Source organism: Caballeronia sp. INML3B (assembly GCF_023631305.1).
Taxonomy (GTDB): Bacteria; Pseudomonadota; Gammaproteobacteria; order Burkholderiales; family Burkholderiaceae; genus Caballeronia; species Caballeronia turbans.
This window is the reverse complement of record NZ_JALQDI010000059.1, coordinates 90,808-116,519: the sequence shown is the minus strand read 5'-3', so window position 1 is coordinate 116,519 and position 25,712 is coordinate 90,808. Positions and strand designations below refer to the sequence as shown.

General features: G+C 64.1%; 22 protein-coding genes. 13 read left to right on the top strand and 9 right to left on the bottom strand.

The genetic code is table 11. The features are described from left to right. Positions 1-11: 11 nt before the first annotated feature. Together NCS58_RS26335 and NCS58_RS26330 are read right to left on the bottom strand one after the other, a co-directional pair. Positions 12-1,427 carry a UdgX family uracil-DNA binding protein gene (locus NCS58_RS26335; protein WP_250477813.1) on the bottom strand — a complete coding sequence of 472 codons (1,416 nt, stop codon included), beginning with the start codon at positions 1,425-1,427 and terminating at the stop codon, positions 12-14. Next, positions 1,427-2,638, bottom strand: coding sequence for a putative DNA modification/repair radical SAM protein (locus tag NCS58_RS26330; RefSeq protein ID WP_061116343.1), 1,212 nt, complete (start codon positions 2,636-2,638; stop codon positions 1,427-1,429). The genes NCS58_RS26335 and NCS58_RS26330 overlap by 1 nt, the downstream gene beginning before the upstream one ends. Before the next feature lie 117 nt (positions 2,639-2,755). Between NCS58_RS26330 and NCS58_RS26325 the strand changes: the two genes are divergently transcribed. The 3 genes from NCS58_RS26325 to NCS58_RS26315 all read left to right on the top strand — a co-directional run bounded on the left by NCS58_RS26325 (position 2,756) and on the right by NCS58_RS26315 (position 4,027). Next, the gene (locus NCS58_RS26325) at positions 2,756-2,977 is read left to right on the top strand and encodes a hypothetical protein (RefSeq protein ID WP_061116342.1); all 222 of its coding nucleotides are present in this window, start codon (positions 2,756-2,758) and stop codon (positions 2,975-2,977) included. A gap of 148 nt (positions 2,978-3,125) precedes the next feature. Then, a complete protein-coding gene (locus NCS58_RS26320) occupies positions 3,126-3,419 on the top strand; it encodes a hypothetical protein (RefSeq protein WP_086960751.1) in 294 nt (97 codons plus the stop codon). A gap of 299 nt (positions 3,420-3,718) precedes the next feature. Continuing rightward, complete coding sequence (locus NCS58_RS26315; RefSeq protein WP_250477812.1) at positions 3,719-4,027, top strand: hypothetical protein; 309 nt, start codon at positions 3,719-3,721, stop codon at positions 4,025-4,027. Between the two features lie 12 nt (positions 4,028-4,039). Here the strand turns inward: NCS58_RS26315 and NCS58_RS26310 are convergent, their stop codons facing one another. After that, a complete protein-coding gene (locus tag NCS58_RS26310; protein WP_061116340.1) occupies positions 4,040-4,972 on the bottom strand; it encodes an aldose 1-epimerase in 933 nt (310 codons plus the stop codon). After that, positions 4,969-5,769 (bottom strand): phytanoyl-CoA dioxygenase family protein, encoded by an 801-nt coding sequence (locus NCS58_RS26305; protein WP_061116339.1) that lies wholly within the window; start codon positions 5,767-5,769, stop codon positions 4,969-4,971. Before NCS58_RS26305 ends, NCS58_RS26310 begins: the two co-directional genes overlap by 4 nt. Positions 5,770-5,980: 211 nt before the next feature. On the opposite strand from NCS58_RS26305, the gene NCS58_RS26300 reads away from it, so the two are divergent. The 5 genes from NCS58_RS26300 to NCS58_RS26280 all read left to right on the top strand — a co-directional run bounded on the left by NCS58_RS26300 (position 5,981) and on the right by NCS58_RS26280 (position 11,766). Then, on the top strand, positions 5,981-7,069 hold the full coding sequence (locus tag NCS58_RS26300; protein WP_250477811.1) for a LacI family DNA-binding transcriptional regulator: 1,089 nt from the start codon (positions 5,981-5,983) through the stop codon (positions 7,067-7,069). A 126-nt stretch (positions 7,070-7,195) separates the two neighbouring features. Continuing rightward, positions 7,196-8,203: an ABC transporter substrate-binding protein gene (locus NCS58_RS26295; protein WP_061116524.1), complete on the top strand. Its 1,008-nt coding sequence runs from the start codon at positions 7,196-7,198 to the stop codon at positions 8,201-8,203. Between the two features lie 69 nt (positions 8,204-8,272). Continuing rightward, positions 8,273-9,835, top strand: coding sequence for a sugar ABC transporter ATP-binding protein (locus NCS58_RS26290; protein ID WP_250477809.1), 1,563 nt, complete (start codon positions 8,273-8,275; stop codon positions 9,833-9,835). After that, complete coding sequence (locus tag NCS58_RS26285) at positions 9,825-10,805, top strand: ABC transporter permease (protein ID WP_061116336.1); 981 nt, start codon at positions 9,825-9,827, stop codon at positions 10,803-10,805. Before NCS58_RS26290 ends, NCS58_RS26285 begins: the two co-directional genes overlap by 11 nt. Positions 10,806-10,812: 7 nt before the next feature. Next, on the top strand, positions 10,813-11,766 hold the full coding sequence (locus NCS58_RS26280) for an ABC transporter permease (protein WP_061116523.1): 954 nt from the start codon (positions 10,813-10,815) through the stop codon (positions 11,764-11,766). Between the two features lie 160 nt (positions 11,767-11,926). On the opposite strand, the gene NCS58_RS26275 is transcribed toward NCS58_RS26280, so the two are convergent. Next, a complete protein-coding gene (locus tag NCS58_RS26275; protein ID WP_061116335.1) occupies positions 11,927-13,321 on the bottom strand; it encodes an MFS transporter in 1,395 nt (464 codons plus the stop codon). A gap of 289 nt (positions 13,322-13,610) precedes the next feature. Beyond that, positions 13,611-13,865, bottom strand: coding sequence for a DUF6723 family protein (locus tag NCS58_RS26270; protein ID WP_061116334.1), 255 nt, complete (start codon positions 13,863-13,865; stop codon positions 13,611-13,613). Positions 13,866-13,968: 103 nt separating this feature from the next. Here NCS58_RS26270 and NCS58_RS26265 point away from each other — a divergent pair, with 103 nt between their 5' ends. Together NCS58_RS26265 and NCS58_RS26260 are read left to right on the top strand one after the other, a co-directional pair. Beyond that, positions 13,969-14,358, top strand: a complete 390-nt coding sequence (locus NCS58_RS26265) for a hypothetical protein (RefSeq protein ID WP_143756270.1) — start codon at positions 13,969-13,971, stop codon at positions 14,356-14,358. A 63-nt stretch (positions 14,359-14,421) separates the two neighbouring features. Beyond that, positions 14,422-19,296: a response regulator gene (locus NCS58_RS26260; RefSeq protein ID WP_061116332.1), complete on the top strand. Its 4,875-nt coding sequence runs from the start codon at positions 14,422-14,424 to the stop codon at positions 19,294-19,296. Between the two features lie 100 nt (positions 19,297-19,396). Here the strand turns inward: NCS58_RS26260 and NCS58_RS26255 are convergent, their stop codons facing one another. Continuing rightward, positions 19,397-20,515, bottom strand: coding sequence for a 3-deoxy-7-phosphoheptulonate synthase (locus NCS58_RS26255; protein ID WP_061116522.1), 1,119 nt, complete (start codon positions 20,513-20,515; stop codon positions 19,397-19,399). A 166-nt stretch (positions 20,516-20,681) separates the two neighbouring features. On the opposite strand from NCS58_RS26255, the gene NCS58_RS26250 reads away from it, so the two are divergent. Both NCS58_RS26250 and NCS58_RS26245 read left to right on the top strand, forming a co-directional pair. Continuing rightward, positions 20,682-21,356: an HAD family hydrolase gene (locus tag NCS58_RS26250; protein WP_061116331.1), complete on the top strand. Its 675-nt coding sequence runs from the start codon at positions 20,682-20,684 to the stop codon at positions 21,354-21,356. A gap of 13 nt (positions 21,357-21,369) precedes the next feature. Next, positions 21,370-22,395, top strand: coding sequence for an aldose epimerase family protein (locus NCS58_RS26245; protein WP_250477807.1), 1,026 nt, complete (start codon positions 21,370-21,372; stop codon positions 22,393-22,395). 7 nt (positions 22,396-22,402) lie between these two features. Here the strand turns inward: NCS58_RS26245 and NCS58_RS26240 are convergent, their stop codons facing one another. Both NCS58_RS26240 and NCS58_RS26235 read right to left on the bottom strand, forming a co-directional pair. Next, entirely contained in the window at positions 22,403-23,539 is a 1,137-nt protein-coding gene (locus tag NCS58_RS26240; protein WP_250538910.1) for a porin, read from the bottom strand. Between the two features lie 331 nt (positions 23,540-23,870). After that, positions 23,871-24,767 carry a LysR family transcriptional regulator gene (locus NCS58_RS26235; RefSeq protein WP_061116328.1) on the bottom strand — a complete coding sequence of 299 codons (897 nt, stop codon included), beginning with the start codon at positions 24,765-24,767 and terminating at the stop codon, positions 23,871-23,873. A 92-nt stretch (positions 24,768-24,859) separates the two neighbouring features. Between NCS58_RS26235 and NCS58_RS26230 the strand changes: the two genes are divergently transcribed. Continuing rightward, positions 24,860-25,675, top strand: coding sequence for an NAD(P)H-dependent oxidoreductase (locus tag NCS58_RS26230; RefSeq protein ID WP_061116327.1), 816 nt, complete (start codon positions 24,860-24,862; stop codon positions 25,673-25,675). Positions 25,676-25,712: the final 37 nt, after the last annotated feature.

Genomic DNA, 25,712 nt, shown 5'->3' with positions numbered 1-25,712 from the left:
TCGTTCCGGGCTTATCTGCCGATGAGCTCGCGCGCCCGTTCGAGCGCCTCGACGATGGCCGCGACGGTTCGCTCGCGCGCGGCTTCGTCGTTCTGCCGAAGCGCATACGACGGGTGATACGTCGCGACAACCTGTTTATCCCGATACGGCACGACGCGTCCCAGATGCGCGGATAGCGTCGCGCGTCGTCCGAAAAGCGCCGTCAACGCCGTCGCGCCGAGCGTAACGATCACGCGCGCGCCGACCTCGTGCAATTCCTGTTCGAGCCAGTACGAACACGCTTCGACTTCCTGTTGCGCGGGCGTCTTGTGCAGACGCCGCTTGCCGCGCGGCTCCCACTTGAAATGTTTCACCGCGTTGGTCAGATAGACCTGCTCGCGCGGCATGCCGGCGCGCTGCATCGCTTCTTGAAGCAGTTGCCCCGCCGGGCCGACGAACGGCTCGCCCTTCAAATCCTCCTGATCGCCGGGCTGTTCGCCGAGCAGCATGATGCGCGCATCGGCCGGGCCCGCGCCGCGCACCGCCTGCGTCGCGTTGCGCCACAGATCGCAGCGGCGGCACGTGTCGAGCGACGTGGGCGCGTCGCGTTCGGGTTGTGCGTCCCGCGCCTGTACCTGCACCGCCTTGCCGCCGAGCGCGCCGACGCGCTGCGCCTGCGCGACGCGACGTGCGCCGCCGCGCGCAGCGCTCACGAGTTGCGGAATCAGCGCACCTTCCGGCAGCCCTTTCCAGAAACGCACCGGCATGTGCTGTTCGAGTGCGGATTCGTTCAGGCGCGCGGGATTGAAGATGCTGCGGTAGTAGGTCATCCAGAGCGCTTCGGCCGCGTCGGGCGTATCGCTCGCATGATCCGATGCGAGCGCGGGGCGGCGTTCCAGTTGCAGGCGCTCGCCGTCGAACATCGCGGCGCCGTCGGGCGTCGCGATGAGCCACGTCGAGCGTCCCATGCGTGCCGCGAAATGCTCCGCGCCCCAGGCGAGGACGTCGTGGCCGGGCTCGTACCACGCCACATATTCGGGGGCGCCGAGCGATGCCTCGCGCTGCCGGAAGCGCACGTACGCGATCATGTCGTGCTGCGCCCGGCGCACCGCCTTCGCCATCCTGTAGAGGCGCGCGCCGTCTTCATCGGCGGGCGACGCAACTGCGCGGTCGCCTTGCGCCCAGCGCCAGAGAACGCGATAGAGGAAGCTCCAGCGGCGGGCATCGCGGAAATGCGCGGCGTCCTTCAAAAGCGACGCGAGTTCGCGTGACACGCGGATTTGCGGCCCGTGAGCTGCGTTGGCCGCGGGCGCCGGTTCGCTGAACAGCGCCGGCTGCGCCTCCGGCGTGCGCCAGTCGATCGCTTCGGGCGTGAGTCCTTGCGCGAGCGCATCGAGCGCGGCGACGCGCCATGCGTCGAAATCGTCGTCGATGACGATGACGTGCATCAGATCAGCGAAAGCTGCACGGGACCGGTGGCCAGCGCGCGCCGAAGATTTTCGGACGGCGACTCGGCAAGCGGCGGCCGGTAATCCGCCGTCACGACGAAAGGCTTCACCTTGTCCATGCCGCAGCGCAACTTCACGAGATCCTGATAACGCACGCGCCGCGCACGCCGCAGCTCGACGATGCGCTTCGCATTGCGCATGCCGATGCCGGGCACACGCGCAATCATGCGCGCGGGCGCGGCATTCAGATCGACGGGAAAGCGGTCGCGATGCGCGAGCGCCCACGCGAGCTTCGGGTCGACATCGAGCGGCAGATTGCCGGCATCGCCGAGCAGTTCGGCGGCGCCGAATCCATAGCCGCGCATCAGAAAGTCCGCCTGATACAGGCGATGCTCGCGCAGGAGCGGCGGCGCTTGCGACGGCACCCCCGACGGGCTGTCGGGAATCGGGCTGAACGCCGAGTAATACACGCGCTTCAACTGATATGAGCCGTATAGCGTCTCAGCGGTGCCGAGGATCGTGCGATCGTCGGTTTCGTCGGCGCCGACGATCATTTGCGTGCTCTGCCCCGCCGGCGCGAAACGCGGCGCACGCGGCTCGACTTCCGACTCCTCCCGCGCGACGCGAATGTTGCCCATCGCCAGCCTGATCGTGCGGCCGCTTTTTTCGGGCGCGAGACGCTCGAGGCTGATTTCGGTCGGCAACTCGATGTTCACGCTCAGGCGGTCGGCGTGGCGTCCCGCTTGCGCGATGATCTCCGGGTCGGCATCGGGAATCGTCTTCAGATGGATATAGCCGCGAAAGTGATGCTTCTCGCGCAGCGTCTTCGCGACGAGGACGAGTTGCTCCATCGTGTAGTTCGAAGAACGAATCACGCCGGAGCTCAGGAACAGTCCGTCGATGTAATTTCGGCGATAGAAGTCGAGCGTCAGGCTGACGACTTCCTCCGGCGTGAAACGGGCGCGCGGCACATTGCTGGACCGCCGGTTGATGCAATAGCGGCAATCGTAAAGACAAAAGTTCGTCAATAAAATCTTGAGCAGCGACACGCAGCGGCCGTCAGGCGTGAAGCTGTGGCAGATGCCCGAACCGGTGCTGGCGCCGAGACCGTCGATGCCGCGCGACTCACGTTTCGGCGCGCCGCCGCTCGCGCATGAAGCATCGTACTTGGCGGCGTCCGCAAGGATTTCGAGCTTTTCGGAAAGGTCCATCTTGCATATGATACTGTATGTATATACAGTATGTCACGAGAGGTGAGGAGTCAAACGCAAATACGCTTGCGCACGCTTCGCGCCTGCCCGCGAAACACATTTCCCGGAGCCTTTTTTATGCGATTCGACTACAAGACTTTCCATATCGATTGCACCGCGCGTCACGACCAGGACGGCAGCTACTACGCTCACGCGAAGATCACGCATCTGCCGGACGAACACGCGGCGCACGTGGAAGTTTTCGAATCCGGCGAACTCGATGCGTTCGCGACCGAATCCGATGCCGTGCATTGCGCGCGCGCGTGGGCCATCGAATGGTGTGACGAGGCGCTTGCGTAACGATCGCGTCGTTTCCCGCAGCATGGTCTGATGCACCGCCATTGCCGCGCGCTCGCGGGCGGCACGGCGATTGCGCAAGTCAAACGGCGACGCTGCAGCATTCTGCGAGGCGGAGCGTATCGAGACCATCGATCAACGGGAGGAAACCATGAAAAACGCAAAGAGAAGTCTGCTTGTTTCGGCCATGATTCTGAGTCTGTCGGGCGCGGCGTTCGCGCAAGGCGCGGGCGGCGGCGCAGGTGGCGGCACGGCGGGTGGCAACGGAGCGGGTCAAGGCGGAACCGGGATGAGCACGCCCAACGCCAACGGTGTGACGGGCACGACCTCGGGCGCATCGGGCGCAAACACAATGGACTCGTCCCAAAGCAGCAAGATGCACAAGAACAAGAAGAGCAGTTCCGACTCGGGTACGTCGAGCGGCGGCGCTGCCAAGTCATACTAAGCGTTTGGAAGTCGTTGCTTCAACGCGCTCGGGCTACTTGCTTGCCCGAGCGCGTTTTTGATGTTCTTCAGCACCCTACCGAAGCATCCCTACCAAATAGGGATTTCTCCCGCTCCTTCATCGCCGTAACGTAGCCACTGAGCGCCATGCGTTGCACTCGACGCGTCTTCTTTCGTCGCGCCGGGTAGCGCATCTTTTGCCATTGGCCGTTGCGCTCGAACCCATCCATCGACAAAGCGGCAAGGAGTCCGAGAATCGTGTTCCCGGCTGCTTGTGCATTTCGTTCAAGGAGCTGGAGCATGAAGTCCAAAGTCAGTCCAACACTTTTCGCGATGATGGCCGCATGCGCGGTCGTCGCCAACGTCGGCGGCATCGGTGCGGCACATGCCGAGGGCATGCCCGCCGATGCGCAGCAACTCGTTCAGACGATGCGCCCGATGTACATGTCGCAGGCCGCGCCGGAGCAGCAGACGGCCGCCATGCCCGCGGCCCAGGCCGATGACGCCGCTTACGGCGGCATGACCGCCGGCGCAGGCGCATCCGCGAGCGGGCGCGCTCAGACCGGCTGCGCCGCGACGCCGCGCTGCGACATCTTCTTCGGTCAGTAAGCGAGCGGAGTTCTACCCGAAGCGAGTCGTCCACGCGAATGACGCGGTGACCGACTCGCCCGGCTTCAACACCGCGCCGCCCTTCATCGCGTGATCGACATGGAGATTGACCCAATCCGCCACGTTGCTCACCGGCTCCACGCAGAGCAAATCGGGATGCGACGCCGGCGCGTACACCACCATGTGATCGAACGGCGCCTCGGCGCTCAACGTGATCGCGCGCCCTTCGTCCGGCCACGCGATTGTCGCCGTACGCGACCAGCCCGCGAAGTTGTTGTCGAGATCGAACGCATCCGGGCACATGCCTTCTTTCGACGCCATCGCATCGACGCACGGATGCGCGCCCGCGTGCGTCGGCAGCAGATCCGGCGTGCTATGCCACATCGCGGCGACGCGTGCGTGAACGCGTGTGTTTCGCGTGCGCGGATAGTATGGGTGATGCCCCATGCCGAAGGGCATCGGCCGATCGGACAGGTTGCGCGCGCAGATCGTGACGGTTAGCGTGTGTGCATCGAGCACGATGTCCTGAGTCGCTTCATACGCGAACGGCCAGTGATGCCCCGCTGCACCCGAAGGCGCGTGCAAAAAATGCAAACGCGCGCGCGAGTTCGACCCCTCGACCACTTTCCACGGCAAGCGCCATGCGTTGCCATGAAGCGCATGAGCGAAGGCATTGCCGTCGCCGGACAGATCGACGATCGCACCGCCGAAACTGAAACGCGCATCTCGGATGCGGTTGCAATACGGCAGGAGCGGAAAGCTCGCCATGCCGAGCGGATCGCGCGCGTCGAGCGCGGCAGGCGTCGCGGGACGCAGCCAGTCGATCGAACGGCCATCGCGTGTTTCGTCGAAGGCCGCGATCGATCCGCCCACGTGCGGCGCGAGCAGTACGCGCCGGGTGCCGTGACGCAGCTCGACGAGCGTATCCGACGGCGCGGCGCTCAATACGCGAACTGCCGGTAGCTTTCGTCGAAGGTGCGCGCCGTCTTCTCGACCAAGGGATTGAAGCGCAACAGACGCCGCGCTCGCGCAGGCAGTTCGGCGAACACGTCGCGCGGCACGTCGATATGCACCTCGGGCCGGAAGTACCACGCGCGGCTGTAGCCGATCACCACCATCGGACGTGGATCGCCGCTCAGATTCGGCGTGCCGCGATGCAGCCCGCGAACATCGCGAATCATCACGTCGCCGACTTTCATCGGCACTTGCTCGGCAGCGAAGCGCCCTGCTTCGAGGCCCGCCAGCGCTTCGTCCCGCGACATGCGATGCGTGCCGCGCGTCGTTTCCAGCGGGCCGTTGCGCGCATCGACATCGACGAGCGGGAAATTCACCGCAAGCTGGAATGAAGGCGTCTCGGGTGCGTCGTCGAAAAGCGGCGGTGTATCGCGATGCCAGTCCTGGTACTCGGAGCCGGCTACGGGCGTATCGGTGGCGAGTTGGCACATTACCGGATCGCGCCCGGCCACTCGCTCGACGATGCCGACGATGTCTTCATCGCAAAAGATCGAGGGATCCGCGAACACGCCTTCGAACGGCAGCGTGACGTAGTAGCGGCCCGGTCCGCGATTCCCGCTCGTCGATGCTTCGCGTGCCGCATCGACGTGCGGTTGCAGAAGCGGCGCGAACGCATCCCTCCAGGCTTCGAGCGCCGCACGCGGGAAATGGTCGCGCAGAAGCAGAAAGCCGTCTCGTTCGAACGCTTCGGCGAACGCGTCTCGCGTGGTCTCGTCGTATTTGCGCATGCGCAATCTCCTCATTGCGAGTGTGAGAACAGAATCGCACGCGTGTAATTCGTTCGTCAATATTATTAGTCATAACCGGTGAAAACCCTGATCTGAAATGCCCAATAAACACGTGCTTTCCGCGTCGTTCATCACTAATATTAATGGCAAGTTTTTCCGTCCCGCGCGACGTCGTCCGCGCAGGGTCCAGACGCCGCACGCAGCGCACACGATGAAAAAATCCACGCAACGCCGCCCGACGATGACCGACATCGCGAAGCTCACCGGAGTGTCGCAATCGACGGTCTCGCTCGTGCTCAACAACGCAAGCGGCGCGAAGTTTTCCGACACCACGCGCGACAAGGTGCTGCGCGCCGCGCAGGAACTCGGCTATCGCATGACGCAGCGCGAGCCGGTCACGGCACTGAAGAGTCAGGGCGAACGCAATCTGATCGTTTATCTCGCCGACGAAATTTCGACGAGCCCGCATCCGGTCGTCAGCATCGACGGCGCACGCGATGCCGCCTTTGCCAATGGCCGCATGCTCGCGGTCTATTCGACGCACGGCAACGCGGAAATCGAGGCGCGCGTGCTCGACGCGACGCTCGGCAATCCGAACGTGCTGGGCGTGGTCTACGCGACGGTCTACACGCGCCGGGTGACGCTGCCAGCGGTGCTCGCCAGAGTTCCGACCGTGCTGCTCAACTGCTATACGAGCGATGCAAGCGTGTCGTCGGTCGTGCCCGCCGAAGTCGCGGGCGGCCATACCGCGACGGATCATCTCCTCGCCGCGGGCCACAAGCGCATCGGCTATATCAACGGCGAACCGTGGCAGGACGCGGCGCGCGACCGGCTGAAGGGCTACCGGACCGCGCTCGCGACGGCCGATCTGCCGTTCGCGCCCGAACTCGTGCGCGAAGGCGACTGGAGCCCGGACACCGGCTTCGAGCACACGCTCTCGCTGATGCGCGAGCCGAGCCCGCCGACCGCGATCTTCTGCGCGAACGACCTGATGGCGCTCGGCGCAATCGAGGCGCTGAAGCAGCTCGGCCTGCGCGTGCCGGACGACGTCTCCGTGCTCGGGTATGACGATCAGGAGATCGCGCGGCATACGCATCCGCCGCTTTCCACCGTCGTGCTGCCGAACTACGAGCTTGGGCGCTGGGCGGTCGAGACGCTGCTACAGGAGGAAGAGAACCGCGCCGCAGGCGCGCCGGTGCGGCGTCGCACCGTGAAACTCGACGGACCGCTGATCGAGCGCGGCTCTGTCAGGGAAATCGCCGAAGCCCGGCAACTCGCAATTAATATTATTAGTGATTAGACGTTAATAAACGGCAATGAAACAATCGCCGAAGTCGTAGTACGCATGACTACTCTCGCAGCAGGCAGACCGGGCAACACAAGCATCGGCACGACCAAAAAGGCAAACCATCCTATGGAGGAAGACATGCTGTCGCTAGAGAAGAAATCGCGCATGGGCCTGCGCCCGCTCGCCGCCGCACTGACCGCACTGACGCTCGCAGCCGGCTTCACCGCCGCCCACGCCGCCGATGACGGACTGCCGAAAATCCCGAACAAGAAGCCGTTGAAGGTCGGCTTTGCCCAGACGGAGAGCAACAACCCGTGGCGACTCGCGGAAACCAAGAGCTTCAAGGAGATCGCCGCGAAATGCGGCTGGCAGATGGTCATGACCGATGCCAACAGCTCGGCGGCCAAACAGGTCTCGGACATCCAGAGCATGATCGCGCAGCATGTCGATCTGCTGGTGTTCCCGCCTCGTGAAGAGAAGCCGCTCGTGCCCGTCGTGATGCAGGCGAAGAAGGCGGGCATTCCGGTGATTCTCGTGGACCGCAACATCGACCAGTCGATGGCGAAGGCGGGCAAGGATTACATCACGTTCATCGGCTCGGACTTCATCGATCAGGGGCACCGCGCCGCCGACTGGCTCGTGAAGGCGACGAACGGCAAGGCGACGATCATCGAACTGGAAGGATCGACGGGCGCCTCCGCGGCGAACGATCGCAAGAAGGGCTTCGACGAAGTCATCGCGAAGAATCCGGGCATGAAGATCGTCGCGTCGCAAAGCGGCGATTTCGCGCGCGACAAGGGCCGCCAGGTGATGGAGACGCTTCTGCAGGCGCATCCGGATGTCACCGCCGTCTACGCCCATAACGACGAAATGGCCCTCGGCGCGATCGCCGCGATCAAGGCGGCGGGCAAGCAGCCGGGCAAGGACATCGTCCTCGTGACGATCGACGGTACCAAGGGCGGCCTCGAGGCGATCAAGGCGGGCGAACTCGGCGCGAGCGTGCAGTCGAGCCCGTTCTTCGGGCCGCTCGCATGCGATGTCGCGCAGAAGTACGCGAAGGGCGAGACGATTCCGCCGTGGGTAAAGGTCTCGGATCGCTTCTACGACAAGAGCAACGTCGACGCGAGCATGCAGTACGGGTATTGAGCGAAGCGTGTGTGTCTTGCGGGCGCCTGATCGAAGGCGCTCGCTTTTTCATTTCGACGGACTCACGGCATGGCTCAGACTCCCCTTCTCGACATGCAGGACATCGACATCGCGTTCGGCGGCGTCGCGGCGCTCAAACACGCGCGCCTCTCAGTTGCGGCCGGCGAAGTGCACGCGCTCATCGGCCAGAACGGCGCGGGCAAATCCACGCTCATCAAGATTCTCACGGGCGCATATCGCAAGAGTGCGGGCACGATCCGCTTCGATGGCCGCGAGGTCGATTTCCGCACGCCCAAGGACGCGCGCGAAGCGGGCATCAGCACGATCTATCAGGAGATCAATCTCGTGCCGTTCCGCTCGGTCGCGGAGAACATATTTCTCGGACGCGAGCCGCGCCGTTTCGGTCTCATCGACTGGAAGACCGTGCAGCGGCGTGCGGCTGAATTGCTCGAATCATTCGGATTACGCATCGATGTGAAGAAGCCCGTGCGCGAGTATTCGACCGCCATTCAGCAGATGGTCGCACTCGCACGCGCGGTGTCGTCGGATGCGAAGCTCGTCATCATGGATGAATCGACGTCTTCGCTCGACGAACGCGAGGTCGAACTGCTCTTCAACGTCGTGCGCCGTTTGCGCGATGACGGGCGCGCGGTGACCTTCGTGTCGCATCGGCTCGATGAACTTTATGCACTGTGCGATCGGGTCACCGTGATGCGAGACGGTCAGACCGTCGCCGAAAATTCGATGCAGGAGATGGACAAGCTGAAGCTCGTCACGACGATGCTCGGCCGCACGCTCGCCGCCGTGGTGCACGAGGACAGCGCGGTGAAAGAAGCGAATCTAGCGAAGCGCGGGCCCGTCGTGCTCTCCACGCAAGGCCTCGCCGCGGGCGCGAAAGTCACGGACGTATCGCTCGATGTGCACGCGGGCGAAGCCGTCGGTCTCGCGGGATTGCTCGGCTCGGGACGCACGGAGACGATGCGCCTTCTCTTCGGCGCGGATCGTCCGGCGAGGGGCGTGCTCGCTGTCGGCGGCGAGAGCGCCGCGTTCAAATCGCCGAAAGATGCGATCGCGCGCGGCATCGCTTATCTGACGGAAGATCGCAAGGCCGAAGGCATCGTGCCGGAGCTCTCCGTGCGCGACAACCTCACGCTCGTGTGCCTGCCTGCGTTGACGAAGCGCGGCGTGGTGGACGTCTCGAAGCAGCGCGAGATCGTCGATGGTTTTGTCGAATCGCTCGGCATCAAGCTGCGTTCGCCGGACCAGCCGATACGTGAACTCTCGGGCGGCAATCAGCAGAAGGTACTGCTCGCGCGCTGGCTCGCGACGCACCCTCGCCTGCTGCTGCTCGATGAACCCACCCGCGGCATCGATGTCGGCGCGAAAGCCGATGTCGCAAAGATCGTGCGTGAGCTGCGCGATGCGGGCCTTGCGGTGCTGCTGTCCGCATCGGAACTGGAAGAACTCACCGCCGTGGCCGATCGCGCGGTCGTGATACGCGATGGCGAAACGGTCGCGCGACTCGACGGTGCGCAGATGAACGAGGCCTCCATCATGGACGCGATCGCTTACGGCGCGGGCGCGGAATCGACACTCGCCGAAGCGGTGGAGGAAGCCAGACATGATCGATGACACCCAACGCGCCGCGCCGATCGCGCAGGCGCCCGTGAAGAAAAAACGCGGCGTCGCGATTCAGCGCGAAGTCGCCGTGCTACTCGCGATGATCGTCTTCAACCTGATCTTCACGCAGCACTTTCTTTCGTTGCAGACGTTCAACGTGAACCTCACGCAAGTGGTGACGATCGTGATCGTCGGCATCGGCATGACGCTCGTCGTTGCAACAGGCGGCATCGATTTGTCGGTTGGTGCTTCGATGGCGATCGCCGGTGCGCTCGCGCCGATGCTCTTCATGAATATCGACGGGCCACCCGGCGTTCTGCTCGCGTTCACGTTGCCGGTCATCGCCGCTGCCGCGTGCGGCGTCTTCAACGGTTTTCTCGTGACGCGCCTGAACGTGCAGCCGATCGTCGCAACGCTCGTGCTGTTCATCGCGGGACGCGGCATCGCGCAGGTCGTCACCGATGGCAGTCTGCAGGCGTTCAACAATCCGGCGTTTCAGTGGATCGCGCTCGGCAAGGTCGCGGGCGTGCCGTTCCAGATCCTGTTGATGCTCGCGCTCGTCGCGTCGTTCACATGGATCGTGCGCAAGACGCTCTTCGGCAAATACCTGCTCGTGACGGGCGGCAACGAGGATGCCGCGTATCTCTCCGGCATTCCGACCGCGCGCGTGAAAATGATCGCGTACACGGCATGCGCCGCGCTCGCGGGCCTCGCGGGGCTCATTTCGATATCGGTGAATTCATCGTCGGATGCGAACGTCGTGGGTCTGGGCGTCGAACTCGATGCGATCGCGGCGGTGGCGGTCGGCGGCACTGCGCTGACGGGCGGCAAGGCGTACATCACGGGCACGCTGATCGGCGCGCTCATCATTCAGTTATTGCGTTACACGCTACTCGCGCACGGCATTCCGGATGCCGCCGCGCTCGTGCTCAAGGCCGCGATCATCATCGCCGCGGTGTATGTGCAACGCAAGCGAGGCTGACTTTGCCATGAAAAAGAACTTGCCCATTCTGATCGCGCTCGTCGCGTTGCTCGTGCTTGGCGTCATGCGCTATGAGCATTTCCTGTCGGCGTATAACGTGACGTCGTTCTGGCGATACAACTCGATGTTCCTGCTGATATCCATCGGCATGGCGTTCGTGATCATCACGGGGGGCATCGATCTGTCGGTCGGTGCTGTGGCTGCGCTCGCGAGCGTCGTATCGGCGCTGGCGAGCCCGCACGGGGCGTGGGCGGGCGTGATCGCGGGATCGCTCGCCGGGCTCGCGGTAGGCGTGTTGAACGGACTCGTCATCACGCACATGCGGATCCTGCCGTTCATCGTCACGCTGGCGACGAGCCTCGGCGCGCATGGGCTCGCGCTCTTGCTCGGTCATAACGATGCGGTGGCGATATCGTCGGACATGAACTTCGCCGCATTCGGGCAAGGCGATTTTCTGGGTTTGCCGATTCCGGGAATCGTCTGTGCGGCGGCGGCCGTGATCGGTTGGATTGCGTTGCGCAGCTCGCGGTTCGGGCGGCATGCGCTCGCGATCGGCGGCAGCGAAGAAGCTTCGCGATTGATGGGTCTGAATGTCGATCGCACGCTGGTGTTGGTTTATGCAGTTTCCGGCTTGCTCGCCGGCATCGCCGGCGCCATTCTCGCCGCGCAGTTCGGCGCGGGCCAGCCGAACGAGGGCGTCGGCTGGGAGTTGTTCGCGATTTCGGCCGTGGTGCTCGGCGGCACGCGCCTGACAGGCGGCGAAGGTTCCATCGCGATGACGATCGCCGGCGTCGCGCTGCTTGGTCTTGTGTTCAATCTTTTGAACTTCGAAAACGGGCTGGGGTACATCTCGCTTTCCGCTTACTGGCAGTCGGTGATTCGCGGGCTGTTTTTGTTGCTTGTGATCGTGTTGCAGGCGCGCGTTCTGGGTGGGAAGAAGGCGGTGAAGGTGGCACATTGAGGGATGGGGGTGCATGCAGTTGCCCCCGGCGGCGTCGACAAGCCTGCCTGCTGCGCATCAAATAGCTGACGAACGAGAATCGAGCCTCACGAAGTAACGGCAAAAAAAAATCGGCCCGAGCAAAAAATCGCCGGGCCGCGAACCAATCAAGAAAAATCCATCAAGCGTGCCGATGCTCCGGCAGCCTCTCAACCCCCGCATCCTCCCGACGCGTCCCTGACACTGCCTTCGCGCCCGGAATGTCCCGCCCGCGCAGCGAGCATCCCACGGTCTCGGTGACGAACAACAACGCAATGGCGCCGACCGCGCAAGCACCCATCATGTAATACGCCGGAACCAGCGTGCTGCCCGTGCGCCCGATGAGCCAGTCCGTCACCATCGGCGCAGTGCCGCCGAAGATCGACGTCGAAATGTTATAGGCGATCGCCATGCCCGCATAACGCGCCTGCGTCGGAAACATCGCGGGAAACATTGCCGAGATGCTCGCCAGTTGCGGCACATAAAGCAGCCCCAGCACGCCCAGCCCGATCAGCGCGCCCGCGATGCCATGCGACATCAACGTGAACATCGGCACGGCCGCGACGAAGATACCGGCGAGCGAAAGCCACCACACCTTCTTTCGCCCGATGCGATCCGACAGTGCGCCCGCGAACGGCAGCAGCACCATCATCGACAACATGCCGATCAAGGGCAGCAGCAGCGAAAGGTTATCGCTCATGCCGAGTTCCTTCTTCATGAAGGTCGGCATATACGCGAGCAGCACGTAGTTCACCACGTTCAGCGCCACGACCAGCCCGCCCAATTGAAGCAGCGGCTTCCAGTAGCGCGCGAAAAGCTCACCCAAGGGCACGCCCGCATGATGTTCGCGTTCGGACGCTTCGGCGCACTCGCGGAACACCGGCGTATCTTCCATCTTCGAACGCAGATACAGGCCGATCAGACCGAGCGGCGCCGCGACGAGGAACGGCAGGCGCCAGCCCCATGCGTGCATCGCGTCGTTGCCGAGCAGAACCGAGCATCCGAGCATCAGCAATGCGCCGAGCGAGAACCCCGCTAGCGTGCCGAACTCGAGGAAACTGCCGCAAAAGCCGCGCTTGTCATCGGGCGCGTACTCCGCCATGAACGTCGCCGCGCCGCCGTACTCGCCGCCCGTCGAGAAGCCCTGGATCATGCGCAGCGCGACGAGCGCCGCCGGCGCCCATAAGCCGATGCTTCCATACGACGGCAAGAGGCCGACGAGCAGCGTGGCCACCGACATGATGATGATGGTCAGCGCGAGCACATGCTTGCGGCCGAGCCTGTCGCCAAGCGGCCCCCAAAAGAGTCCGCCGAGCGGCCGGACAAGGAAGGAAATCGCAAAGGTCGCGAGCGCGAAGAGGGTGGCCTGCGCGGTGCTGCCGGGAAAAAGCGCCGCCGAAATATAAGTGAGGCCGTAGCTGTAGATGCCGTAGTCGAACCACTCGGTCGCGTTGCCGATGGCCGAGGCCGCCATGGCGCGTCTGATGGGTCCGCGCGCCTGCGCGTCTGGCTTCGTGGATGGTTGCAGGTAACTCATAGTCGTTGTCCGGATGCGTCAGTGACCCGGTGCTGCGCCTGAGTTGCGCGCCACGCACCGCCTTGAGGTCAAGATACAGACGCATGCGGCACGGCTGGCATGTCCTAGGACGATCGCAACGCTGGGGTTTTCCCCGAAACGCGGGCGATTCTTGCCGATCGACCGCGCATACGCGGGGCTATTTACCGCGTTGCTCCGATTCGGGCGGTCGGGCCTGCCGACTGTGTGGATATCCGCGCATCGTGCCGTTTCGTCGACAAGCGTCATAGGACATTAGCAAGCGATGCGATCAGCGCTCCGGATTTGCGATATCCGCCGTGACGATACGTCTGCCGAGTTCTTCGGCGGCGCGCCGCGCATCCTCGCTGGATTCGAACGGGCCGATGGTCTCGCAGCCGTCGAAGGGATAGAGCACGCGCTTGTCCCGTTTGCGAACTACTTTGAGTGTGCCAATGTGCATGCCCGTCGCGTTGACCACATACGACGCGTAGATATCGAAGCCTTCGTAGATTCCGGCTTCGGAGTTGAGTGTGGTTCTAGGCATCGGTCTGGACATGTTCTCGAACGTCGTGGCAGCGTGAGTACGCAATGTGCTTGTGCTGCATCGGTTCAGCAAAAAGCGTTCCGAAGGCCCACGCGGCCCTGCCTTGCGCGCGCGTGCGGCCTTGCTGGAGATGGTGCCGACCATCCCGGTCGCATCGCTCGTCGCGAGCGGCGATGACGACATAGGCGTTCAGCAGGCCGGCGAATTGCTATCGGTGCCGGGCGCGCAATTCGTCGGGCGGATTCCGGAGGAAGTGCAATCGGTCGGCGTGGAGCATGCGGACGAGGCGCACGCGCTGCAGCGCTTTCTCGGGTCGACGCAGGCGCAGGACACGGTGCGCGCAACGGGCCTCGATTCGTCGCCGCGCCCTGAGCGCGTTTGCGGACGGGCCTCACACGCGCAGGGCCGACGCGAAGCGAAGCGTTTTCCGTGCGAGAATTCGAAATCGCCTGCGCGCCGTGCAAACGCGGCGCGCGGGCGATTCGAGCGTTAATTCGGGCATTGCCGCCACATGACGTCGCCGCATCGAGAGACCGGGCGAGGAGACCAAGCGTCGATGAAAGCTGACAATCTGATCGCGGATACGAGGATGGACGGTCTCGACCCGAGCTTCCTCCTGGGCGGCGGCGAAATGGGCGCGCTCATCCGTGCGCTCGACTGGACGCAAACGGCGCTCGGCGCGCCCGAGCACTGGCCGCAAAGTCTCAAGACGGCCATCCGCATCATGCTCACCTCCCGCCAGCCGATCTGGGTCGGCTGGGGCCCCGACCTGCTCTTCTTCTACAACGACGCGTACAAGTCGATCATCGGCGGCAAGCATCCGCAAGCACTCGGCCGGCCGACCTCGGTCGTGTGGCGCGAAATCTGGAACGAGATCGGTCCGCTGCTCGACACCGCGCTCGCGGGCGTCGAAGGCACGTACGTCGAACAGAAGCTCCTCATCATGGAGCGCAACGGCTTTCCGGAAGAAACGTATTACACGTTCTCCTACAGCCCGATTCCCGACGATCGCGGCGGCGCGGGCGGCATCATCTGCGCGAACAGCGACGACACGCAACGCGTGCTCGGCGAGCGCCAGTTGAACGTGCTGCGCGAGCTGGCGGCATCGGCGGCCGACGCGCGCACCTGGCGCGAAGCGTGCGAACGGTCGATGAGCGCGTTGCAGACGGCGTCGCGCGACATGCCTTTCGCGCTGCTCTATGCCGTCGAGCCGGGCGGCGATACGGCGACGCTCGTCAGCGCGTGCGGCATCGAGCCGGAGCATCGCGCCGCGCCCGCGGTCCTGCATGCCGCGCGCCAGAACCCGTGGCCCTTCCAGGACGTGCTGCGCGACAACGAGGCACGCATCGTCACGAACCTGGATCGCATCATCGATGCGCCTCTGCCCACCGGCGCATGGAGCGTCGCGCCGGCGAGCGCCGTGATCGTGCCCATCGCGCCTTCGGGCGAAACCGGTCCCGCGTGCGTGCTGATCGCCGCGCTCAATCCCTATCGGCTGTTCGACGATGGCTATCGCGCCTTCATGAATCTGGTCGCGAGCCAGATCGGCGCGGCGATCGGCTACGCGCACGCCTACGACGAAGAGCGCCGGCGCGCCGAAGCACTCGCCGAAATCGACCGCGCGAAGACCACGTTCTTCTCCAATATCAGCCACGAGTTCAGGACGCCGCTCACGCTGATGCTCGGCCCGCTCGAAGAACTGCTCACGAGCCCCGACCGCGTGAGCCGGGAAGACATGCGCGTCGTCGAGGTCATGCATCGCAATGGCTTGCGGCTCCTGAAGCTCGTCAACGCACTGCTCGACTTCTCGCGCATCGAGGCCGGGCGCATCGAGATTCATCGCCAGCCGACAGACATCGCCGTGTTCACCGCCGAGCTCGCCTCGCTCTTTCGCTCGGCGATCGAATCGGCCGGCCTGCGCCTCGAGATCGACATCGGATCGACGCCCGTGATCGCGAACATCGACCGCGACATGTGGGAAAAGATCGTGATGAACCTGCTGTCGAACGCGTTCAAGTTCACGTTCGACGGCTTCATCCGGATTTCGCTGCACGCGAACGCGGAGCACGGCATCGAACTGAGCGTGCGCGATACCGGCATCGGCATTCCGGAACAGGAGCTCGCGCGCGTGTTCGAGCGCTTTCATCGCGTCGCGGGTGCGGCGGGCCGTTCGATGGAAGGCAGCGGCATCGGTCTCGCGATGGTGCAGGAGCTCGTCAAGCTGCATGGCGGCACGATCCGCGTGGACAGCACGTCCGGCCACGGCGCGTGCTTCACCGTGACCTTGCCCGCCCCGCTCGAGCCCGCGCTCGACGCGCCCGGCGCGCCGCATGCCGAGGCGAGCAATCGCGCCCGGTCGTATGTCGATGCCGCCATGCGCTGGATGCCTGACGCGGATGAGCAGCCGGTCGCCGAGAGCGAGGAAGACACGCCGCTCGGCGCGACGGCAACCGCCGAGCCGACGCCCGCGGACGCGCTGCCGGGCCGCGTGCTCATAGTCGACGACAACGCCGACCTGCGCGACTACATGCGCCGCATGCTGAGCGCGGCAGGCCACGACGTGAGCGTCGCCGCCGATGGCGAGGCCGCGCTCGCGATGGCGCGTTCCGTGCGTCCCGAGGTGATCGTCTCCGACGTGATGATGCCGCGCCTCGACGGCTTCGCGCTCCTGCAGGCGGTGCGCGAGGACGAGGCGCTGCGCGACACGCCGGTCGTGCTGCTGTCGGCGCGCGCGGGCGAGGAGGCGCGCGTTGGCGGCCTCGAAGCGGGCGCGGACGACTATCTGACCAAGCCCTTCCCCGCGCGCGAACTGGTCGCGCGCGTGTCGAGCAATCTGCGCCTCGCGCGATTGCGTCGCGCGACCGAGCAGAAGCTGCGTGACGAATCGCGCACGCTGGAGATCCTCAACCGCGTCGGCACGGCGGTCGCGGGGGAGCTCGAGCTGAGCCGCGCGGTGCAGATCGTCGTCGATGCCGCGACCGAGCTGACGGGCGCCGCCTTCGGCTCGTTCTTCTACAACGTGCTCGACGACAAGGGCGCACGCTATACCCTTTACGCGCTGTCGGGCGTGCCCAAGGACACGTTCGACCGGTTCCCGATGCCGCGCAACACCGCCGTGTTCGGTCCGACCTTTGCGGGCGAAGGCATCGTGCGCTCGGACGACATCACGAAAGATCCACGCTACGGCCACAACGCGCCGCATCACGGCATGCCCAAAGGCCATCTCGCCGTGTGCAGCTATCTCGCCGCGCCGGTCATCTCGCGCACGGGCGAAGTGCTCGGCGGGCTCTTCTTCGGACATCCTGAGCCGGGCGTATTCACGGAGCGCGCTGAGCGGATTCTCACAGGCATCGCATCGCAGGCGGCGATCGCCATCGACAATGCGCGTCTCTATCAGGCGGCGCAGGACGAGATCGCGGAACGCACGAAGGCGCAGGCGGCGCTGCGCGATCTGAACGAGACGCTGGAGCGCCGTGTGGCCGATGCCGTCGCCGACCGCGACCGCCTGTGGGAACTGAGCGAGGACCTGTTCTTCGTCGCGAGCTTCGAGGGCGCGCTGCTGCGCGTGAGTCCTTCATGGACGACGGTGCTCGGCTTCGATTCGCATCGCCTGCATTCGCACACGGTGATGGACCTCGTGCATCCGGACGACGTTCACGCGGCCACCGCCGAACTCGGCAGCCTGCGTGCGAACGGCGTGCCGGTGCGCTACGAATGCCGGCTGAGCCGCTCGGATGGCGGCTGGCGCTGGATCGCGTGGACGGTATCGCTCGACCCGCGCACGCGGCGCATTCACGGCGTGGGCCGCGACGTCACGGCGGATCGCGAAACCGCCGAGGCGCTGCGTCAGGCCGAGGAAGCGCTGCGCATGGCGCAGAAAATGGAAGCGATCGGCAAGCTGACGGGCGGCGTCGCGCACGACTTCAACAATCTGCTGCAAGTGATCGGCGGCAATCTGCAATTGCTCGCGAAGGACGTCGCCGGCGAGGACAAGCCGGAGCAGCGCGTGAGGAACGCGCTCGCGGGCGTCGCGCGCGGCGCGAATCTCGCATCGCAGCTACTCGCATTCGGCAGACGGCAGCCGCTCGCGCCGAAGGTCGTGAATCTGGGCCGCTTCGTGCGCGGCCTCGACGACATGTTCCGGCGCGCACTCGGCGATGGCATCGAAATCGAGACCATCGTGTCGGGCGGTTTGTGGAATACGCTCGTCGATCCGTTTCAGGTCGAGAACGCACTGCTCAATCTCGCGATCAACGCGCGCGATGCGATGAACGGTCACGGAAAGCTCACGATCGAAGCGGGCAATGCATCGCTCGACGAAGCCTACGCAATGCGCCACGCCGAGGTGTCGCCCGGCCAGTATGTGATGGTCGCCGTGACGGACACGGGCTCGGGGATGTCGCCCGAAGTGCAGGAACGCGCGTTCGAGCCGTTCTTCACGACCAAGCGCGAGGGTCAGGGCACGGGTCTCGGGCTGTCGATGGTGTACGGCTTCGTCAAGCAATCCGGCGGGCACGTGAAGGTGTACAGCGAGGAAGGACACGGCACGACGGTGCGCATCTATCTGCCGCGCGCGCGTGAGGAAGAAGACCTTGAAGCCAATATCGACGCCGGTCCGGCCAAAGGCGGCAGTGAAACGATTCTCGTGGTCGAGGACGATGAAGAAGTGCGCGCGACCGTCGTCGAGATGCTCGCGGATCTCGGGTATCGCGTGTTGCGGTCGAAGGATGCGCAGAGCGCGCTTGCGATCGTCGAGAGCGGCGTGCGTATCGATCTGCTCTTCACCGATGTCGTCATGCCGGGGCCGTTGCGCAGCACGGAGCTTGCGCGCAAGGCGCGCGAACGCGTGCCGGGCATCGCGGTGCTGTTCACGTCGGGCTATACGGATAATGCGATCGTTCACGCGGGGCGGCTCGATGAAGGCATCGATCTGTTGAGCAAGCCTTATACGCATGAAGCTTTGGCGCGCAAGGTGCGGCATGTGCTCGGCCAAGCCGGGCACACCTCGGCGGCCGCGGTGGCGGACATCGACACGGGTGTGCCGCGTAACGCCCCGGACGATGCGCTGTCGCGCATGCGCGTGCTGTTCGTCGAAGACAACGAACTGGTGCGCACGAGCACCGCTGAGATGTTGCGCACGTTCGGACTGGATCTGATCGATGCGGGCAGCGTTGACGAGGCGCTCGCTTTGTTGCGCGAGCATCGCTTCGAATTGCTGCTGACGGATGTGGATCTTGCGGGGCAATCCGGCGTGGAGCTGGCGATCGCCGCGTGTCGCGGTGCGCCGCAGCTAGGCGTCGTATTCGTGACCGGCTACGATCTCGCGCTCAGCGACGACGAGCGCCGCGCCTTGCCGAGGTCCGTTCAGGTGCGCAAGCCTTTCGACCCGCTGGCGTTGATCAATGCGTTGAATGCGGCCGTGGCGAGGTAAGCGATTGCCCCTGCGACGCATCGCCTGAGGGACATGAGCGTCTTGCTTGAATGAAGCCTGTGTGCTTCGCTCATGTCCCTTTCTTCCGCGCAGCGCCGAATCAGCCCGCGCGGCGTTTTCTCACGGCTTGCGCAAGCAGTTCGAGCACCGGCTCGCTCTGCGTCCAGCCGAGGCACGCGTCGGTGATCGACACGCCGTGCTTGAGCGGCACGCCCGGCTCGAGATCCTGACGGCCCTCTTCCAGATGACTCTCGATCATCACGCCGGTGATGCGCCGCTCGCCCGCTTCCAGTTGCCGCGCGATGTCCTGCGCGACATCCACCTGGCGCAGATGCGACTTGTTCGAGTTGGCGTGCGAACAATCGATCATCACCTGCTCGCGCTGGCCGAGCTTCGTCAATGCGCCGCACGCCGCCGCAACGCTTTGCGCGTCATAGTTCGGCCCCTTCTTGCCGCCGCGCAGAATGACATGGCAGTCGTCGTTGCCGCGCGTCTCGAAGATCGCGGCCATGCCCATCTTCGTCATGCCCATGAACGCGTGGCTCGCGCGTGCCGCGACGATCGCGTCCGCCGCGACCTGCACGCCGCCGTCGGTGCCGTTCTTGAAGCCGATCGGGCACGAGAGACCCGATGCAAGCTGACGATGGCTCTGGCTCTCGGTCGTGCGCGCGCCGATCGCGCCCCACGCGATCAGATCGGCGATGTATTGCGGGCTCAGCAGATCGAGAAACTCGGTTGCGGTCGGAAGCCCCAGGCCGCTGATGTCGAGCAGCAGTTCGCGCGCGCGACGCAGGCCTTCGTTGATGCGGAAGCTGCCGTCCAGACGCGGATCGTTGATATAGCCCTTCCAGCCTACCGTGGTGCGCGGCTTTTCGAAGTACACGCGCATCACGATGAAGAGATCGTCGCGCAGCCGGTCCGCGACCTGCTTCAGGCGCTGCGCGTATTCCATCGCCTGATCGTGATCGTGGATGGAGCACGGGCCGACGACCACGACGAGGCGGTCATCGCGGCCATGCAATATGTTCGCGATGGCCGCGCGGCTTTCCTCCACGAGCGTCTGCACGCCGGGCGTCACAGGCAGTTCGTCGAGCAGCAAGGCCGGCGAGATCAGCGGACGCACGGCGCCGATGCGCGTATCGTCGATGCGGGTCGTGTCTTGCGTGGAGTCGGCCACGCCTGCCTCCTGATCGCGGGAGGGATTGTCGATGCGGGTCAAGATAGGCTCCGTCATGCGTGATTGATGCAAAATTCAGGGATCTATGCGTGTTTTCCGCGAGGTAACCCGGGCGCGGCGCAAACATCCATTATCGCACCTGCGGCAGCCCGCTCGCCCGATCGTGCGTATGATGAAGACGCCACGACACAATCAAAGGGAGTAGATCATGCGCATCGAAACGTCATTCCTGTTCGACCTCGACGGCACGCTCGTCGATAGCGTCTATCAGCACGTGCTCGCGTGGAAGGAAGCGCTCGACGCGGAAGGCATCGAATTGTCCGTGTGGCGCATTCATCGCAAGATCGGCATGAGCGGCGGGCTCTTCACGAATCAGTTGTTGCGCGAGACGCATGGCGAGATCAGCGCGGATCGCGTCGAGCGGCTGCGTCAATTGCATGCAGAAGCCTACAAGCGGCTGCGCGTGCAGGTATGCCCGCTGCCGGGGGCGCGCGAACTGCTCGAAGCGCTCACGCAGGCAGGGACGAAATGGGCCATCGCGACGAGCGGACGCATGGAGACCGCACAGGTCAATCTCGAAGCATTGGGCGTCGATCCTTCGAAGCAAGTGGTCATCACCCGTGACATGGTGAAGTACGCGAAGCCCGATCCCGACCTCTTCCTTGCCGCTGCCGCGCGCCTGAACGTGCCGATCGAGCATACGGTCGTCGTCGGCGACAGCATCTGGGACATGCTGGCCGCGCGCCGATGCCGCTCGCTCGGCGTCGGCCTGCTCTCGGGCGGTTATGGCAGCGACGAACTGGAGCGCTCGGGCGCCTTGCGCGTGTACGAAGATCCTGCGGATCTGCTGCTGCATCTCGATGAAGTCGCGGCGCGTCCGTGAGATGATCGCGCGCATGACCTCCTCTTCTCTCATCGATATTCGTCCCTGGGACGACGCGCATCTCTACACGTTACGCAATGCATCCGGCATGCGCGTCGAGATCAGCGATCTGGGCGCGACGCTCGTCTCATGGCTCGCGCCCGACCGTGAAGGACATTTCGCCGATGTGCTGCTCGGTCACGACACGCCCGCCGACTATCTGAACGGCAGCGCGTTCATGGGCGCGATCATCGGGCGCTGGGCCAACCGCATCCGCGATGGGCGCTTCCTGCTCGACGGCCTTGCGTATCAGGTCGAGCGCAATGAAAGCGCCAATCATCTGCATGGCGGCTCGGCGGGTTTTCATCGGCAGATGTGGCGCGTGGACGTGGCCGATGACGCGCTCGTCATGACGCTGCATTCGCCTTCGGGCGCGGCGGGCTTTCCCGGCAATCTCGATGTGACCGTGCGTTATGCACTGAACGACGCGGGCATGCTATCGATCGATTACGAAGCGCGCACCGATGCGCCGACGCCCGTCAGCCTCACGAACCATGCGTACTTCAATCTGGGCAATGACGCGAGCATTCGCGATCATGAAATATCGATTGCATCGGATACGTTTCTCGCGATCGATGCGAAGTCGATTCCCGTTGCACTCGAAGCGGTAACGAACAGCGTGTTCGATTTGCGCGAGCCTGCATCGATCGGGACGCGTCTCGATGCATCTCATCCGCAACTCGCGCTCGCGGGCGGCTTCGACCATTGCTATGTATTCGACGGCAACGCAAACGAACCGCGCACGGTCGCCGTGCTGTTCGACCCGTCGAGCGGACGCGAGCTGAGCGTCGCAACGGATGCGCGCGGCTTGCAGTTCTACTCGGGGAATTATCTGGAAGGCGTGCCCGCTCGCGATGGTTCGCGCTATCGCAAGCATGCTGGGCTGTGTCTCGAAGCGGGTGGCTTTCCCGACGAGATCAACATGGACGGCGAGCGCGCCGTCCTGCGTCCCGGCGCGGTGTATCGTCAGCGCACGCGCTATACGTTGCGCGTGCGCTGACCGGCAATCAGAAGAGGTTGCGCAAGCCGATCGACACGCCGGTCTGATTCGAGCGGCCCGGCAATTCGACATCGGCCGCGCCCGTCACCTTGTTGAAGTCGATGGTGCCATACACTTCGGTGCGCTTCGACAGCGCATACTCCGCCAGCGCCACACCTGTGTAGCGATTGCCGCTGCCCGTCGCGCCGCCGCCGATGGCCGCGTTCTTCATGTGGTCGTAGTAGAACGCGCCCGTGAGCAACAGCGCCGGCGTGACCTGATACGTGATGCCCGCGAACGGACCGTCGTCGCGGCGGCCCGAGCCCTTCAGAATATCCGTGCCCGACGCGAGGCCGCGCTGCTGCAGGATGCTGTCGACAAAGCCGGTGTCGTCGGTCGAATGCAGATAGCCGACATAGAGCTTCGCCGCGCCGACCGTATAGACCGCGTTCGCGTTCCAGATCTTCTGCTTGTTCGATGAGTTGTCGCTGTTCTGCTGATAGCCGCCGCCGATGGACAGCGGACCCATCGCATACGACGCCGTGAAGCCGTACATGTTGCCCGCGCCCATATGGCCCGGCACCTGACCCGAGAAGCCGCCGGCGCCGGTCGATGTGTAGTTCGTGCCGAACGAGTACATCGCGCCGAGCGTCAGGCCCGCGAACGTGCCGTTGTACTTCACCGCGTTATCCGCATAGAGTCCCGCGCCGAGTGCAACCGGCAGCCATGCGTTCTCGAAGTAATTGCCGACGGTGAGCGGATCGTAAGTGTCGCCGAGCATATCGAAGAGCGGCGTCTTCTGACGGCCGAGCGTCAGCGTGCCATAGCCGCTCGAAAGACCGACATAGGCCGCGCGGTTGAATGCGCGCGCGCTGTCGGCGTACTGGCCGTTCTCCAGTTCCACACCGCTTTCCAGCCGGAAGATCGCCTTCAGGCCGCCCCCGAGATCTTCATCGCCCTTCAGACCGAAACGGCTGTTGGTGATGGCGCCGTTCGTCATGAACACCTTGCCGTCGTTGTTGGCGTTGGCGTTCGTGAGATAACGCACGCTGACGTCGGCGACCCCATAGAGCGTGACCGAGCTTTGCGCGAATGCGGATTGACAGGCGAGCGCGATGACCGATGCCCCCATACCTGCGATGGCACGCGATGTGATTGTCTTCATGATGTGTTGTGAGCGTCTATTTATTAGCGATTTTTGATCGACTTCCATGCGTCGCCTTTCAGTTCACTGTCTGAACGAAAGCAGCGTCGCGTGACGCATGAAAGCACGCGGATTTTTAACACATCAATTGTCGCGATGCGTGGCTTCGTGCAATACGTGTGGTGTTTTATGCAACAGGCGCAAGTGTTTAGCTTCGCAAGACGCGCTTCACACTTTCGCCTGCATGGGCTCGGACGGCACCGCTTCGAGGAGCACTCGCGTTACATGCGCTGAATCAGTAATACCGATAGAGACGGTCATGCGAAAACGTCATCAATGATCCGCGATGCTTTCAGACAGCTTGCGCGATGAACTCGCGCAGCCACCGATGCGCCGGATCGCGATGCACGCGTTCGTGCCAGTACATCGACATCTCGTAGCCGGGAATATCGACGGGCGGCGCGACGATGCGCAACTCGGGCCAGTGCTTCGCGAGCCTGAGCGGTTGCATCGAAACGAGATCGGTCGTCGCAAGCACGGAACGTACGAACAGGAAGTGCGGCACGGACAGCGCCACATGCCGCTTCATGCCGAGCGTCGCGAGCGCGGCATCCGTGGGACCGGAGAACCCGCCGCCATCGGGCGACACGATCACGTGGTCGAGCGCGCAGAACTGCGCGAGCGTCGGCCGCCGTTTCAATCGCGGATGATCCTTGCGCCCCACGAGCACATAGCTTTCCGTGAAGAGCGCCTGCTGGTGAAAGCCGGCGGTCTCAGGCGATGCAATGTGAAACGCAAGGTCGATCTCGCCGTTCTCCGCCTGCTTCGCGAGCCGCGGCGGCATGATTTCGAGCACCGCGATGCGCGTACGCGGCGCGGCCGCGCGCAAGCCGCTCAACGCAGGCAGAAGCACGGTCGATTCAGTGTAGTCGGTGGCGGCGATGCGCCATGTTTTGTCGGCGGACGCGGGGTCGAATGCGGCTTGCGGCGACACCGCGCGTTCGAGCGACGCCAGCGCTTCGCGCAACGGCTCGCGCAGGCTTTCGGCGCGCGCCGTCGGCCGCATGCCCCGTGGTCCGGGCAACAACAAGGGATCGTCGAAGATATCGCGCAGCTTGGCGAGATGCACGCTCACGGACGGCTGCGAAAAATGAAGTCGCTCGGCTGCACGCGTGACGTTCTGCTCGGCGAGCAGGACATCGAGCGTGACGAGCAGATTGAGATCGAGTCTTCTCAAGATATTATTCATGGCAATGCCTGCAATGTCGGATATTCATTTCCAATATACCCGCTCGGTCTTTAAGCTGGCCTCCATGTCTGTATCGAACTGGAGAATGCCTTATGAATGTGCTGATCGTGTATGCCCATCCGGAACGCCGCTCGCTGAACGGCGCCATCAATGATTTCACCGTCGAAGGCCTGCGGGCCAATGGCCACGACGTGCAAGTTTCCGACCTGTACGCGATGAACTGGAAAGCCGCGCTCGACGCCAACGACATCCGCGAACGCAACCGCGACGCGCCGTTCCATGCGAGCCTCGATTCGAAGCATGCGTTCGAGAACGGTTTGCAAAGCCGCGATATCGAGATCGAGCAGGACAAGCTGCGCTGGGCCGATGCCCTGATCCTGCAATTCCCGATGTGGTGGTTCTCGATGCCCGCGATCATGAAGGGCTGGGTCGAGCGCGTGTATGCGTATGGCTTCGGCTATGGGGTGGGCGAGCACTCGGACACGCACTGGGGCGATCGCTACGGCGAAGGCATGATGGCGGGCAAGCGCGCGATGATCGTCGTCACGACTGGCGGCTGGGAGTCGCATTACGGTCCGCGCGGCATCAACGGTCCGATCGAGGATATCCTGTTTCCGATCCAGCATGGCGTGCTGTTTTATCCCGGATTCGACGTGCTGCCGCCTTTTGTCGTCTATCACACGAGTACGATGGACGGCGCGCGTCTGGATGCAACTTTCCATAAGTTGGGCCAGCGTCTCGACCGGCTCTTTGACGACACGCCCATCGCGTTTCGCAAGCAGAATCACGGCGATTACGCGATTCCCCGCCTCACGCTGCGCGACGAACTCGCCGCGGGACAGAGCGGATTCGGGGCGCACATCGACTCAGGCGGCACGCGCGAAACACGGCTAATAGAAGGTCGATAGGTATTCGCCGGATGCCATTGCGTCCAACGCATAAGCA